12 protein-coding genes are annotated in these 13,625 nt (G+C 68.3%); 10 read left to right on the plus strand and 2 right to left on the minus strand.

Features of this window, described 5'->3' with window-relative positions:
- Window positions 1-1,668, minus strand: coding sequence for a phenylacetic acid degradation protein PaaN (gene paaN, locus ACZ5PP_RS19975; RefSeq protein ID WP_004299889.1), 1,668 nt, complete (start codon window positions 1,666-1,668; stop codon window positions 1-3).
- Between the two features lie 473 nt (window positions 1,669-2,141).
- Here paaN and paaX point away from each other — a divergent pair, with 473 nt between their 5' ends.
- Window positions 2,142-3,092: a phenylacetic acid degradation operon negative regulatory protein PaaX gene (paaX, locus tag ACZ5PP_RS19980; RefSeq protein WP_197068745.1), complete on the plus strand. Its 951-nt coding sequence runs from the start codon at window positions 2,142-2,144 to the stop codon at window positions 3,090-3,092.
- Window positions 3,093-3,190: 98 nt separating this feature from the next.
- Here the strand turns inward: paaX and paaY are convergent, their stop codons facing one another.
- On the minus strand, window positions 3,191-3,808 hold the full coding sequence (gene paaY, locus ACZ5PP_RS19985) for a phenylacetic acid degradation protein PaaY (RefSeq protein ID WP_464826522.1): 618 nt from the start codon (window positions 3,806-3,808) through the stop codon (window positions 3,191-3,193).
- A gap of 83 nt (window positions 3,809-3,891) precedes the next feature.
- On the opposite strand from paaY, the gene ACZ5PP_RS19990 reads away from it, so the two are divergent.
- From ACZ5PP_RS19990 to ACZ5PP_RS20030, 9 genes are all read left to right on the plus strand, one after another.
- Window positions 3,892-4,707 (plus strand): IclR family transcriptional regulator, encoded by an 816-nt coding sequence (locus ACZ5PP_RS19990; protein WP_012585059.1) that lies wholly within the window; start codon window positions 3,892-3,894, stop codon window positions 4,705-4,707.
- Window positions 4,708-4,905: 198 nt separating this feature from the next.
- Window positions 4,906-6,054, plus strand: a complete 1,149-nt coding sequence (locus ACZ5PP_RS19995) for an ABC transporter substrate-binding protein (RefSeq protein WP_004313989.1) — start codon at window positions 4,906-4,908, stop codon at window positions 6,052-6,054.
- A gap of 114 nt (window positions 6,055-6,168) precedes the next feature.
- Window positions 6,169-7,206, plus strand: coding sequence for a branched-chain amino acid ABC transporter permease (locus tag ACZ5PP_RS20000; RefSeq protein ID WP_012585060.1), 1,038 nt, complete (start codon window positions 6,169-6,171; stop codon window positions 7,204-7,206).
- Complete coding sequence (locus tag ACZ5PP_RS20005; protein WP_004313986.1) at window positions 7,203-8,996, plus strand: branched-chain amino acid ABC transporter ATP-binding protein/permease; 1,794 nt, start codon at window positions 7,203-7,205, stop codon at window positions 8,994-8,996. Before ACZ5PP_RS20000 ends, ACZ5PP_RS20005 begins: the two co-directional genes overlap by 4 nt.
- A gap of 14 nt (window positions 8,997-9,010) precedes the next feature.
- Window positions 9,011-9,805, plus strand: coding sequence for an ABC transporter ATP-binding protein (locus ACZ5PP_RS20010; RefSeq protein ID WP_040829257.1), 795 nt, complete (start codon window positions 9,011-9,013; stop codon window positions 9,803-9,805).
- A 39-nt stretch (window positions 9,806-9,844) separates the two neighbouring features.
- Window positions 9,845-10,444: a hemerythrin domain-containing protein gene (locus ACZ5PP_RS20015; protein ID WP_004313984.1), complete on the plus strand. Its 600-nt coding sequence runs from the start codon at window positions 9,845-9,847 to the stop codon at window positions 10,442-10,444.
- 171 nt (window positions 10,445-10,615) lie between these two features.
- Window positions 10,616-11,932, plus strand: a complete 1,317-nt coding sequence (gene argA, locus ACZ5PP_RS20020) for an amino-acid N-acetyltransferase (RefSeq protein ID WP_004313983.1) — start codon at window positions 10,616-10,618, stop codon at window positions 11,930-11,932.
- Window positions 11,929-13,347, plus strand: a complete 1,419-nt coding sequence (locus ACZ5PP_RS20025) for a diguanylate cyclase (protein ID WP_004313982.1) — start codon at window positions 11,929-11,931, stop codon at window positions 13,345-13,347. Before argA ends, ACZ5PP_RS20025 begins: the two co-directional genes overlap by 4 nt.
- Window positions 13,348-13,350: 3 nt before the next feature.
- Window positions 13,351-13,623: an oxidative damage protection protein gene (locus ACZ5PP_RS20030; RefSeq protein ID WP_004313981.1), complete on the plus strand. Its 273-nt coding sequence runs from the start codon at window positions 13,351-13,353 to the stop codon at window positions 13,621-13,623.
- The last annotated feature ends 2 nt before the right edge of the window (window positions 13,624-13,625 follow it).

Consider the following 13,625-nt stretch of genomic DNA (forward strand, 5'->3'; position numbering starts at 1 on the left):
TCAGACGTGGTAGCGGCGCTGGACGACGCGGAAGCGGTTGGCGACGAAGGCGGAATCCGAATACGAGGCGTTGGCCGACGGGTTGCCGCCGGTGCCGTGGTAATCGGAGAAGGCCGCCGACTGGTTCACGAACACGCCGCCGGTGAGGTTGATCGACAGCGCGACCTTGCCGCGCCAGGTGGCTTCGGTCATCGCGTCGATGACGTCCTGCCTCGTGGAGTAGAGCCCGACGGTGAGCGCGCCGTGGGTCCTGACCACACGCTCGGAGAGCGCGATCCCTGCGGCGGTGTCGGCGACCTTGACGATGAAGCTGATCGGGCCGAAGCGCTCTTCCATGTAGGCCTTCTCGTCGGCGGCGTCGCAGGCGAGCAGCACCGGGGTGCGCACCTTGGCGCCCGGGAACTCGGGGTTGTCGAGCTTCTGCGAGGCCAGCACGACCTTGCCCAGCGCGCCGCTGTTGGCGATGTCGATGCGTTCGGCGGTGTCGGCGGACTGGATCGCGCCGAGCACGGCGTGGGCGACCTCGGGTTTGGACAGGAAGCGCTCGACCGCACGGGCGAGGTCGGCGCAGACCTCGTCGTAGCTCTTGTGGCCGTCCTCGGTGTCGATCCCGCCCGCGGGCACGAAGATCGCCTGCGAGGTGGTGCACATCTGGCCGGAATACAGCGAGAGCGTGAAGGCGAGGTTGCCCAGCATCGCCTTGTAGGAGTCCGTCGAGTCGATGACGATGTTGTTCACGCCGGCGAGCTCTGCATAGACCTGGGCCTGGCGGCAGTTGTCGATCAGCCACTGGCCGAACACGTTGCTGCCGGTGAAGTCGACCGACTGCACCGCCGGGTGGGTGGCGAGCGCCTGGGTGACGCTGCGCTGGGTGGCCACGCACAGGCTCACCAGGTTGGGGTCGATGCCGTTCTCGGCGAGCACGGTGCGGATCGTGCGCACGGTGATCGCCGCCGGCAGGATGGCATTGCTGTGCGCCTTGACGATGACCGCGTTGCCGGTGGCGAGCGCGGCGAACAGGCCCGGGTAGGTGTTCCAGGTCGGGAAGGTGCCGCAGCCGATCACCAGGCCCACGCCGCGGCCGACGATCTGGAAGTGCTTCTTCATGACCAGCGCCGGGTTCTTGCCCTGGGGCTTCTCCCAGGTGGTCTCGGCCGGCACGAAGCTCTGCTCGCGCCAGGCGTAGGTCACGGCCTCGAGGCCGCGATCCTGGGCGTGCGGGCCGCCGGCCTGGAAGGCCATCATCCAGCCCTGGCCGGTGGTCATCATGACCGCGTGGGCGATCTCAAAGCTCTGCTTGTTCAGGCGCTGGAGGATTTCCAGGCAGATGCCGGTGCGGCCGTCGGCGCCCACCGCCTGCCAGCCCTTCATCGCCTCGAGCCCGGCGGCGATCAGCGTCTCCGGGTCGCACACCGGATAGCGCACATCGAGCGCCACGCCATAGGGCGAGCTCTCGCCGCCATGCCAGCCCGTCTGGCCCGGCTGCCCGAGCTCGAACGGCTTGCCCAGGTGCGCCTCGAAGGCGCGCTTGCCCTCGTCCGGCGCCGCCTCGCCATAGAGCTTGGGGCTCGGCATCTCGGGGAAGGCAGACCAATAGCCGCGCGTGGCGATGGCGTCGAGGGCGCTTTCGAGGGTGGCGCGGTGCTTTTCGAGCAAGGGGTGGGGCATGGGTCTCTCCGAGTGGGTGGTCTTGTGCTTCAAACGATACAAATCGATTTGATAAATGTCAATACTAGGTATCTATTCTTGAGGGGGTGATCACCTCAAGTTTTGATAGGCGAAACACGTTTAAATATAAGGAAGTCGTTTATAAACAGTGGTATATGTGAAAATTGTCGGGGTGTTCCGGCAGCCGTAGCCAGTCGAAAAACCCATGGCGTCCGCTGCTTTGGGCTTGATGTGATACAAAAATACATATAAAAATGTAGTATTAGTATCGTATTAATCTCCTTGCTGCCTTGCCCTCCCGCGCACTCGCCCGCACGCATCCAGGCTTCGTGCCCGCGGAATCGGCGTGGCGCTCGTCCTCGAGCCTTGCGTACGCGAGTGCGGCGGCCTCGAAAGCGCGCTCCGGCGCTAGGCGCATCTGCCCGGAATCGATAGACTTCTGGCCCCCAACCGCAGCGCGAACAAGCTCGTCCGTGACCACTTCCATCCAAGATCGCCTTGAAGCGTTCCGCAAGCAAGATCGCGTGCAGGCCGGGTCGCTGATCATTTCCGTCTTCGGCGACGCCGTGCTGCCCCGAGGCGGACGCATCTGGCTGGGCAGCCTGATCCGCTTGCTCGAGCCGCTTGGGCTCAACGAGCGTCTCGTCCGCACATCGGTGTTTCGGCTTGCGCGCGATGAATGGCTGGTCAGCGAGCCTTGCGGCCGCCGTACGGACTATATGCTGACGCCTTCCGGTCTGCAGCGTATCGAGGAGGCGTCGCGCCGCATCTACGCTTCCGCTGCGCAGGGCTGGGATCGTCGCTGGCGGCTGATCCTCGCCGTCGGCGAGCTTGCGGCCAAGGACCGCGAACGCCTGCGCAGGGCGCTGTTCTGGCAGGGCTTCGGCGCCCTCGACGGGGACTGCTTCGTGCATCCGAGCGCGGACCTCATCACCGCCTTCGACGCGCTCGTCGGGGAGGGGTTGGGTGGGCTGCTGCCGCGGCTCAAGCCCCTGATGGCTGCGGATGCGGCCCTGGGTGCGGCGGCCAGCGACGCCGACCTGGTGCATGCGGCATGGAATCTCGAGCGCCTGGCGCAGACCTACCGCGAATTCGTCGACTGCTACCAGCCCGTGCTGGCCCAGCTCCGCGATGGCGCCAGCGAGTCCGGGGATGAGAACGCCTTCCTCATGCGGATGCTGCTGATCCACGACTACCGCCGCCTGCTGCTGCGCGATCCCGGATTGCCCGACGTGCTGCTGGCGAGCGACTGGCCGGGGCAGCGTGCGCGGCTGCTGTGCCGCGAACTCTACCGTCGGCTGCTGGTGCCGTCCGAGCGCCATATCGACGCTCACCTCCGCCTCGCCGACGGCCGCACGCCCGAGGCGTCGCCCCGCCTTCTCGCGCGCTTCCAGGACGCCGACCCGCTGCGCGGCGCCGCCTGAGCGCCGCCAGCCTCTTCCCGCCGGTCGGCGCGCGGCGACCGGGGTGGGGGCGTGCGGGACGCGTTCATGGCCGTGCCGCCCTGCGTGCGCCGCCGGCCTCAGCCTTCCCGCCTCCGCAGTTCCACCAGCGGCACCACGTCCGGCATGTGGATGCGCTTGCGCCCGGGCTCGACCGTCGCGAGCGGCACGGTCTCTTCCATCGTGGCCAGGCTGCGGCGGGTGAGGTCCTGGTAGGTCGCGGTTCCGGAGCTCTTCCAGCGCATCTCCTCCTCGGAGAGCGCGCGGATCGCCTTGGCCGGCATGCCGGCGATCAACATGCGCGGCGGCATCTCGACGCCGGCCTTGACGAAGGCCGCCGCGGCGACGATCGATGACTCGCCGATCACCGCGTTGTCCATGATCACGGCGTTCATGCCGACCAAGGCGTTGCGGCCCACCCTGCAGCCGTGCAGCACGGCGCCGTGGCCGATGTGTCCGTCCTCCTCGACCACCGTATCGGTGCCGGGAAAGCCATGCATCACGCAGGTGTCCTGCAGGTTCGAGCCGCGCTCCAGGATCAGTCGCCCGAAGTCGCCGCGCAGGCTTGCGCAAGGCCCGACGTAGCAGTCCGGGCCCACGATCACGTCGCCGATCAGCACGGCCGACGGGTGCACGTAGGCGGTCGGATCCACCACCGGCACGATGCCGTCGATCGCATAGACTTTCAGCTGATTCATCCTTGTTCTCCTCCGCTCGGACTTATGTTACATATAAAGGAAAGATTTCTTCAATAAGTAATTTTATCGGTGAGGGGGCTTCGATGAGCGACGAACTCGACGGCAAGCACGGCGTGCAATCTCTCGAGGTGGGCATGAGCATCCTCCGCGCCATGGTCACCGGCAAGCGCTCCATGATGCTCAAGGACATCGCCCAGGCCGCCGACATGCCGCCCTCGAAGGCGCACCGCTATCTGGTCAGCCTGATCCGCAGCGGACTCGTCGAACAGGACCGGCTCACCTCGCGCTACGACCTCGGTCCCTTCGCCCTCAACCTCGGCCTGGTCGCCCTCGACCGCGTCGACCGGATCCGTCTCGGCTTGAGCGCGATCGGCGATTTGCGCGATCTCACCAACGAGACCGTCGCGCTCGCCGTCTGGAGCGATCGAGGGCCGGTCGTCGTGCGCTGGGAGCGTCCCCGTCGTCCGATCACCGTCAATGTGCTGACCGGCACCAGCCTCAGCCTGCTGAGCTCGGCCGCCGGGCGCGTCTTCGCCGCATGGCTGCCCGAGCAGCAGACCGAAGCGCTGCTGCGCGCCGAGCTCGAATCCGGTCGGGTGCCCGCGGGCCTTGCCACCCTCGACGACGCGCGCCGGCTGCTCGCCGAGGTCCGCGCGCGGGGTGTGGCGGTGATTTCCAGCGGCTATTTCGCCCGCGGCGTCGAGGCTGCGGCGGCCCCGGTGTTCAACTTCAAGAACGAGATCAACATGAGCATCGCCCTCGTGGGCGTCGAGGGCACGCTGGATCTCCTCCCGCACAGTCCCGTGCTCCAGGCGCTGAAGGAGGCCTGCGACGCGCTGTCGCGGCGACTCGGCGCGACCCTTCTCCCGGGTGTCGAGTCGGGCGACCACGCGACCTGAGGGGTGGGTGCGGCGGGAGGTTGCGCACAGCAGGAGCCGGATACTTTTGGAATTGATACAAAGTTTCTGCTTGACGGAATCTTTTGTATCAATTCTAATAACTAGAACGCGTTCTGCAATGCAGAACTTGCGCGCCCCGAGCGCTGCGCCCCCGGCGCGCCGGCCCCCTCGCACCGCACAACCACTGGAGGAGACACCATGAAGTTGCGTAACACCCTGCTGGCCGCCCTCGGCCTCGCCTTCGCCGCCACTGCCGCCCATGCCGAGATCAAGGTCGGTGTCGTGCTCTCGGCCACCGGCCCCGCCGCTTCGCTGGGTATCCCGGAAAAGAACACGATCGCGCTGCTGCCGGCCACCATCGGCGGCGAAAAGGTGAGCTACATCGTGCTCGACGACGCCTCCGACACCACCACGGCGGTCAAGAACGCCCGCAAGCTGACCGTCGAGGACGGCGTCGATGTGATCATCGGCTCCACCACCAGCCCCGCTTCGCTGGCCATGGTCGACGTCGCCGCCGAGACGAAGACGCCGATGATCTCGATGGCCGCGTCGGCGCGCATCGTCGCGCCGATGGACGACAAGAAGCGCTGGGTCTTCAAGACCCCCCAGAACGACCAGCAGATGGCGTCGGCGATCGTCGAGCACATGGTCGCCAACAAGGTGAAGAAGGTGTCCTTCATCGGCTTCGCCAACGCCTACGGCGAGGGCTGGTACGAGCAGTTCAAGAAGCTGGCCGAAGCCAAGGGCATCGAGATCGCCGCCAGCGAGCGCTTCAACCCGGCCGACACCTCGGTGACCGGCCAGGCGCTCAAGCTGATGTCGGTGAAGCCGGACGCGGTGTTCATCGCCGGCTCGGGCACGCCCTCGGCGCTGCCGCAGAAGACGCTGCGCGAGCGCGGCTACAAGGGGCCGATCTACCAGACCCACGGCGTGGCCAACAACGACTTCCTGCGCATCTGCGGCAAGGACTGCGAAGGCACGCTGCTGCCGGTCGGCCCGGTGCAGATGGCGCGCAGCCTGCCCGACAGCCACCCCGTCAAGGCGAGCGCGCTGGCCTACGTGGAGAAGTACGAGGCCGCCAACGGCGCGGGCTCGGTGTCGAGCTTCGGGGCCTACGCGTGGGATGCCGGGGTGTTGCTGCAGGCGGCCGTCCCTGCCGCGCTCAAGGCGGCCAAGCCGGGCTCGGCGGAGTTCCGCACGGCGCTGCGCGATGCGCTCGAGGGCGTGAAGGAAGTCGCCGGCGCCACCGGCATCTACACGATGAGCCCCGACGATCACCTCGGCCTGGACGACCGCTCGCGCGTGATGATCGAGATCCGCAACGGCACCTGGTCGCTGCTGAAGTAAGCATCCCCCTCCGCGGCGGGGCGCCTGGCGTCCCGCCGCGCGTCTGTCGGGGATTTCCGACACATCGAATCAATCACGGCGGTCCGCGAGGCACCGCCGAGACGAGGCATTTCCATGGATATGTCAATTGCATTGATCCTGTCGCAGGACGGGATCACCAACGGCGCGATCTACGCGCTGCTGGCGCTGGCGCTGGTGCTGGTGTTCGCGGTCACGCGGGTGATCTTCATCCAGCAGGGCGAGTTCGTGGCCTACGGGGCGCTGACGCTGGCGATGATGCAGTCGGGCGTGTTGCCGGCCACGGTGTGGATGCTGGTGGCGATGGGAGCGCTGGTCACGGTGCTCGACGGCGGGCTCGCGCTCAAGGCGGGGCAGGGCCGGCGTGCCGCGAGCGTGGCGGGCTGGAACCTGGGCTATCCGCTGGCGCTCGCCGCGGTGGTCGGCGGGCTGGCGGTCAAGGAGCTGCCGCTGGCGGTGCAGGTGCTGCTGACGCTGGCGATCGTGGTGCCGATGGGGCCGATGATGTACCGCCTGATGTACCAGCCGATCGCATCGGCGCCGGTGCTGGTGCTCCTGATCGTCTCGGTGGCGCTGCATATCGCGATGGTGGGCCTGGGACTGCTGTTCTTCGGAGCGGAAGGCCAGCGCACGCCGGCGTTCAGCGAGTTCAGCCTCGAGCTCGGCCCGCTGATGGTCTCCGCGCAGACGCTGTGGGTGGTGGTGGTGTCGGTGCTGCTGATCGTGGCGCTGTACCAGTTCTTCGAACGCACGCTCTACGGCAAGGCCTTGCGCGCCACCGCGATCAACCGCGTCGGTGCACAGCTCATGGGGATCTCGCCCACGCTCGCCGGCAAGCTGACGTTCTTCCTCGCCGCCTTCATCGGTGCGCTTTCGGGCGTGCTGATCGCCCCGATCACCACGATCTACTACGACACCGGCTTCCTGATCGGCCTCAAGGGGTTCGTCGCCGCCATCATCGGCGGCCTGGCGAGTTATCCGCTGGCCGCCGTGGGTGCGCTCGCCGTGGGGCTGCTCGAAGCCTTCGCGTCGTTCTGGGCCAGCGCCTACAAGGAAGTCATCGTGTTCACCCTGATCATTCCCGTGCTGCTGTGGCGCTCGCTGCGTAGCCACCACGTGGAGGAAGAAGAATGAGAACCGACCGTCTGGTCCTGGGGGCCTTTCTCGCCCTGCTGCTGCTGGTGCCGGCGATCCTGTCGCCGTATTACGTGACGCTGCTGAACTACATCGGCCTGTATGCGATGGTTGCGCTCGGCCTGGTGCTGCTCACCGGGGTGGGCGGACTGACCAGCTTCGGCCAGGCCGCCTTCGTGGGTCTGGGCGCCTACACCACCGCGGCGCTCACCACCGCGACCGACCTGCCGGGATGGCTCGCCTGGGCGGGGACTTCGCCCTGGCTCACCCTGGCGGTCGGGCTGCTGCTGACCGCCCTGGTCGCGGTGCTGATCGGCTCGCTCACCCTGAAGCTCTCGGGGCACTTCCTGCCCCTGGGCACGATCGCGTGGGGCATCAGCCTGTACTTCCTCTTCGGCACCATGGAGAGCCTGGGCGGCCACACCGGCATCAGCGGCATTCCGGCCATCGGGCTGCTGGGCTGGACGCTGGACGAGGGCGGCGAGATCTATTACCTGATCTGGGCCTTCCTGCTCGTCGCCATGCTCACCACCCACAACCTGCTCGACTCGCGCGAGGGGCGTGCGATCCGCGCCCTCAAGGGCGGCCGCGTGATGGCAGAGGCGATGGGCGTGGACACCTCGCGCTCGCGCATGGTGATCTTCGTGATCGCGGCGCTGCTGGCGTGCGCCTCGGGCTGGCTGTATGCGCACATGCAGCGCTTCGTGAACCCGACCCCGTTCGGCGTGCATATCGGCATCGAGTACCTCTTCATGGCGGTGGTCGGCGGCGCCGGCTACGTGTGGGGGGCGATCGTGGGCGCGGGCGTCATCACCGTGCTCAAGCAGTGGCTGCAGAACTGGCTGCCCAGCCTGCTCGGCGCCACCGGCAACTTCGAGACCATCGTGTTCGGCCTGCTGATGGTGCTGGTGTTGCACCGCGCCCGCGAGGGCCTGTGGCCGATCCTCAAGAAACTGGTGCCGGTGCGTGCGCTCCGCAAGACCATCGACCCCGACGCCGAACCGCTGCCGCGGCGCACCCTGCCGAAGGCGGGCGAGCTGATCCTCGAGGCCAAGGACGTCACGCGCCGGTTCGGCGGCCTTATCGCCAACAACAACATGAGCCTGGAGGTGCGCGCAGGCGAGATCCTCGCGCTCATCGGCCCCAACGGCGCGGGCAAGAGCACGATGTTCAACCAGATCTCGGGCGTCGACACCCCGACCTCGGGCGAGGTGCTGTTCCTGGGCAAGCCGGTGGCGGGCCACGACTCGCGCGAGATCGCCCGCATGGGCATGAGCCGCACCTTCCAGCACGTGAAGCTGCTGCCGACGATGAGCGTGCTCGAGAACGTGGCGATCGGCGCCCACCTCAGGAGCGACAAGGGCGTGTTGAGCTCGGCCTGGCGCCTGGACCGCGCGGAAGAGGCCCGCATCCTCAAGGAAGCCGCCCGTCAGATCGAGCGCGTGGGCCTGGCCGAGTACATGTACGAGGAGGCCGGCAGCCTCGCCCTGGGCCAGCAGCGCATCCTGGAGATCGCGCGTGCGCTGTGCGCCGACCCCTGCCTGCTGCTGCTCGACGAGCCCGCGGCCGGCCTGCGCTTCAGGGAGAAGGAGGCGCTCGGCGAGTTGCTCCGGAAGCTGCGCGCGGAGGGCATGGCGACCCTGATCGTGGAGCACGACATGGACTTCGTGATGAGCCTGGTCGATCGCGTGGTGGTGATGGAGTTCGGCCAGAAGATCGCCGAGGGCCTGCCCGACGAGATCCAGCAGAACCCGGCGGTGCTCGAGGCCTATCTGGGCGGTGTGGAATGAGCGGGGAGAACGCGATGAATAAGCAGACGCAAGGCAGCGCCGCATCCTCTAACGCGGACGCGAAGAACCCGGTGCTCGAGGTCAAGGACCTGTGCGTGTCCTACGGCAAGGTCGAGGCGCTCACCGATGCCAGCCTCACCGTCGGCGAGGGCCAGATCGTCACCGTGATCGGCCCCAACGGCGCGGGCAAGACGACGATGCTGTCGGCGATCATGGGCGTGCTCGGCTCGCGCGGCCAGGTCGCCTTCGACGGCAGCGTGGAAGGCGTGCCCGAGGTCGAACGCATGGTCGCGCGCGGCATGACCCTGGTGCCCGAGAAGCGCGAGCTCTTCGGCGAGATGAGCGTCGAGGACAACCTGGTGCTGGGCGCCTTCCAGCGCTATCGCATGGGCAAGCGCGATCACGCGCAGACGCTCGAGGAGGTCTATGCGCTCTTCCCGCGCCTCAAGGAGCGCCGCAGCCAGGCCGCAGGCACCATGTCGGGCGGCGAGCGCCAGATGCTTGCGGTGGGCCGCGCGCTGATGGCCAAGCCCAAGCTGCTGATGCTCGACGAGCCCAGCCTGGGGCTGGCGCCGCTGATCGTGCGCGAGATCTTCCGCATCATCAGCGAGCTGCGCCGGCGCGGGGTGTCGATCCTGCTCGTCGAGCAGAACGCGCGCGCCGCGCTGCAGGTGGCCGACTACGCCTACGTGCTCGAGACGGGCCAGATCGCCATGCAGGGCCCGGCGCACGAGCTCGCGGACGATCCGCGCGTGATCGAGGCCTACCTCGGGCTCGGCGGCAAGCACCAGGCGATGCTGTCGACCTGAGCCACCCGCCCTCAGCTCCCCACGGAAAAGGACAAGACCATGGACGCGATGCGCATCCTGATGGACGAACACCAGTCGCTGGCGGCGATCATCCACGCCATCCGGCACATGATCGGCGAGATCGATGCCGGCCGCCTGCGCCCGGATCACAAGCTGCTCGAGGCGATGGTGCATTACCTCGACGCCTACCCCGAGAAGCGCCACCACCCCAAGGAAGATGCCTTCCTGTTCGGGCCGCTGCGTGCCCGCACGCACGACGCGGACGCCGCGCTCGACCGGCTCGAGGCCGAACACGCCCAGGCCGACGCCCGCATCGCGGTGCTCGAGGCCGCGGTCAAGGGCTACGCGCAGGACCCCGTCGGCGGCTTCGAGGCCTTCAAGACCGCCTTCAACGACTACGCCGCGTTCTATCGCAACCACATGATGACCGAGGAGCGCGAGGTGCTGCCGCAGATCCGCAAGCACTTCACCGCAGAGGACTGGGCGCGCGCCAACGCCGGCTTCATCGCCGACGATCCCCTCGGCGGCACGCGCGCCAGTGCCCGGGCGGGCGAGGAGGACTTCGCGCAGATCTTCTCCAGGCTCGTCGCCGCCGCGCCGGCGCCGATCGGCTTGGGGGCGGGACCGTACAAGGGCTGAACGCGCGCGCCCGCGTTCCACGCCGGTGCCCGGCCGGGCTAGAATCCGTCGTCGATTCCAGTCCGCCGGGTCGCCCCATGTGTGTCCGGCCCCAACAGCGGTGAATGCGTGAGCGCCGAAAACAGCAGTTCCAGTCCCGAAACCTCCTCTCCTTCCCCGGCCGTTCCACGCGTGGATGACGCCACGGCCCAGTTCGTGGCCTGGGTGCGCGGCGCGGCGCCCTACATCCACGCCTTCCGCGGCCGCACCTTCGTCGTCGGCTTCGGCGGCGAGGTCGCCGCCGGCAAGCGCGCACAAAGCCTCGCCTACGACTGCAACCTGCTCGCCGCGCTCGGCATCCGCCTGGTGCTGGTGCATGGCGCGCGACCGCAGATCGATGCCGAGCTCGCCCGCCGCGGGCTCGAGCCGCGTTTCCACCACGGCCTGCGCGTGACCGACGCCGATGCGCTCGAATGCGTCAAGTCGGCGATGGCGGTGACCCGCTTCGAGGTCGAGGCGCTGCTCTCGCAGGGCCTGCCCAACACCCCGATGGCGGGCAGCTACATCCGCGTCACCGGGGGCAACTTCATCACCGCGCGGCCGGTGGGCGTTGTCGATGGCGTCGATTACCAATACACCGGCGCGGTGCGCAAGATCATCGCCGAGGAGATCAACGCCGACCTCGACCAGCAGAACGTGGTGCTGATCACCCCGCTCGGCGTCTCGCCCGCGGGCGAGATCTTCAATCTCGCGATGGAGGAGGTGGCCGAGGCGGTGGCGGTGGCGCTCAAGGCCGAGAAGCTGATCTACCTGTGCGATGCGCCCGGCCTGCTCGGCGAGGATGGCCAGCTCGTCGAGTCGGTCACCGCCGACGAGGCGCAGGGCAAGCTCGAGACGGGCGAGGGGCTCACCGAAGACCTGCACCTGTTCCTGCCGTGCGCGATCCGTGCGGTGAAGAAGGGGGTGGCGCGCTGCCACCTGATCGATCACGACCTCGACGGCGGCCTGCTGCTCGAGTTCTTCACGCATGCGGGCGTCGGCACGGTGGTGTCGCGCGACCCGCTGTTCCGCCTGCGCGAGGCCACGGTCGAGGACGTTGCCGCTCTCGTCGCGCTGATCTCGCCGATGGAGGCCGACGGCACCCTGGTGCGGCGCGGGCGCGAGCTGCTGGAGCAGGAGATCGAGCGCTTCACCGTCGTCGAGCACGACGGCGTGCTGGTGGGCTGCGCGGCGCTGTATCCGTTCAGCGAGGACAACGCCGCCGAGCTCGCCTGCCTGGCGGTGACGCCGGAGTATCGCCGCGCCGGTCTCGGCGACCAGCTCCTCAAGCGCATCGAGCGGCGCGCGCGCGTGCAGCGGCTCGAGCGCCTGTTCGTGCTCACGACCCGCACCGCGCACTGGTTCCGCGAGCGCGGCTTCAGCGAGATCGGCCCCGAGGCCCTGCCGCGGCAGAAGCGCGAACTCTACAACTTCCAGCGTCGCTCGAAGGTGTTCGTCAAGCCGCTATGAGCGCCTGCCCGGCACCCGGCAAGGCGGAGGACGCCGAACTGCTCGCCGAGATCGCGCTCGGCGTGCGCAGCGTCGAGGCGATCTTCCTGCCCGGGCTCGCGCTGCGCTGGATCAGCCCCTCGATCGAGGCGCTTACCGGCTTCACGGCGGCGGATTGCGTCGCGGCGGCCGACCCCTTCGAACTCCTGGTGTTCGAGGACGATCGCGTGTTCTGCCGGCGGATGGCGCAGCGGGTCGCTGCGGAGGAATCCGCCCAGGCCTTCGAGCTGCGCCTGCGCGCACGGGATGGGCGGGCGGTTTGGGTGCAGACGCACTGGCGGCCGCGCGCCGACGGCGGCCTGCGCCTGTCGGCCGAGCACATCCAGGCGCGCAAGGAGACCGAATTCACCCTGCTTGAGACGGTGGCCGAGCTGCGCCGCCAGGAGGCGCTGCGCGAGCTCTACCTCGTGCGCAGCAACGACGAGCGCCAGCGCCTGGCTGCGCTGCTGAACCTGATCCGGCTCGGCATCCTGTTCATCGACCACGACCGCCGCGTGCTCTACCACAACCGTGCGATGCTGGCGATCTGGGGCTATCCCCCCGACACCGTGCTCGTCGGCTGCCGCGACGCGGTGCTCAAGGAGCGTGCGCCGGTCGTGCTCGCCGATCCGGCGGGCTATCTCGCCCACATCCATCGCACCGTGCGGGCCAAGCAGTCGATCAGCGAAGAGTACGAGTTCCGGTTCGCCGACGGGCGCATCGCCACCGACCGTTCGGCGGTGGTCGCGGGCGGGGAAGCCGGGCGGCGCATCGGCCGGCTGTGGATCTACGAGGACGTGACCGTGGCGCGGCGCACCTCGATGCAGCTCGTCGAGCTCGCCGAACGCGACGAACTCACCGGTCTCTACAATCGCCGTCGCTTCCATGAAGAACTCGGTCGCATGCTCGCGGACGCCGGGCGTCGCGGCAGCCGGCTCGGCCTCCTCGCCTTCGATCTGGACGGTTTCAAGCCGATCAACGACTCCTTCGGCCACCAGGCCGGCGACGAGGTGCTCGTTCGCCTCGCGCGGGAACTCGGGCGCACCGTGCGCCGCAACGAGACCTTGTTCCGCATCGGCGGCGACGAGTTCGCCCTGCTCGTGCCCGAGGGCAGCACGGAGGGCCTGTGCGAACTCGCCCACCGCCTGGTGGAGACGGTGGGCGCGATGCGCTTCGTCTTCGAGGGCCGCGCGGCGCGCGTCACCGCCAGCGTGGGCATCGCGCGCTTTCCCGACAACGCGCGCGAGGGCGAGGCCCTGGTCGCCGCCGCCGACGAGGCGCTCTATCGCGCCAAGTCGGAGGGGCGCAATCGCGCCGCGGTGTCCGGGAGGCGGGCCGACGAATCGGCTAGAATGCCGTCCTCGAACCCCGATGAACCCGCAAGCAGAGAGGATTGAACAATGGCTCGCATGGTGAACTGCGTGAAACTCGGTCGCGAGGCCGAAGGCCTGGACCTGCCACCGGTGCCCGGCGCGCTCGGCAAGCGCATCTTCGAGAACGTCTCGAAGGAAGCCTGGCAGCAGTGGGTCAAGTACCAGACCATGCTGATCAACGAGAACCGCCTGAACCTGATGGACGCGCGCGCGCGCAAGTACCTCGCCGAGCAGATGGAGAAGCACTTCTTCGAAGGTGGCGCCGACCAGGTGGCCGGCTACGTCCCGCCGCAGGCGTAAGC

The organism is Thauera sp. DNT-1, assembly GCF_055393985.1.

What these genes read in the sequence shown, in the direction of transcription:
- ACZ5PP_RS20000 (WP_012585060.1), top strand. Translation starts at nt 6,169, where the DNA reads ATGGATATGTCAATTGCATTGATCCTGTCGCAGGACGGGATCACCAAC.
- ACZ5PP_RS19995 (WP_004313989.1), top strand. Translation starts at nt 4,906, where the DNA reads ATGAAGTTGCGTAACACCCTGCTGGCCGCCCTCGGCCTCGCCTTCGCC.
- paaY (WP_464826522.1), bottom strand. Translation starts at nt 3,808, where the DNA reads ATGAATCAGCTGAAAGTCTATGCGATCGACGGCATCGTGCCGGTGGTG.
- ACZ5PP_RS20015 (WP_004313984.1), top strand. Translation starts at nt 9,845, where the DNA reads ATGGACGCGATGCGCATCCTGATGGACGAACACCAGTCGCTGGCGGCG.
- paaN (WP_004299889.1), bottom strand. Translation starts at nt 1,668, where the DNA reads ATGCCCCACCCCTTGCTCGAAAAGCACCGCGCCACCCTCGAAAGCGCC.
- ACZ5PP_RS19990 (WP_012585059.1), top strand. Translation starts at nt 3,892, where the DNA reads ATGAGCGACGAACTCGACGGCAAGCACGGCGTGCAATCTCTCGAGGTG.
- ACZ5PP_RS20005 (WP_004313986.1), top strand. Translation starts at nt 7,203, where the DNA reads ATGAGAACCGACCGTCTGGTCCTGGGGGCCTTTCTCGCCCTGCTGCTG.
- ACZ5PP_RS20030 (WP_004313981.1), top strand. Translation starts at nt 13,351, where the DNA reads ATGGCTCGCATGGTGAACTGCGTGAAACTCGGTCGCGAGGCCGAAGGC.
- ACZ5PP_RS20025 (WP_004313982.1), top strand. Translation starts at nt 11,929, where the DNA reads ATGAGCGCCTGCCCGGCACCCGGCAAGGCGGAGGACGCCGAACTGCTC.
- ACZ5PP_RS20010 (WP_040829257.1), top strand. Translation starts at nt 9,011, where the DNA reads ATGAATAAGCAGACGCAAGGCAGCGCCGCATCCTCTAACGCGGACGCG.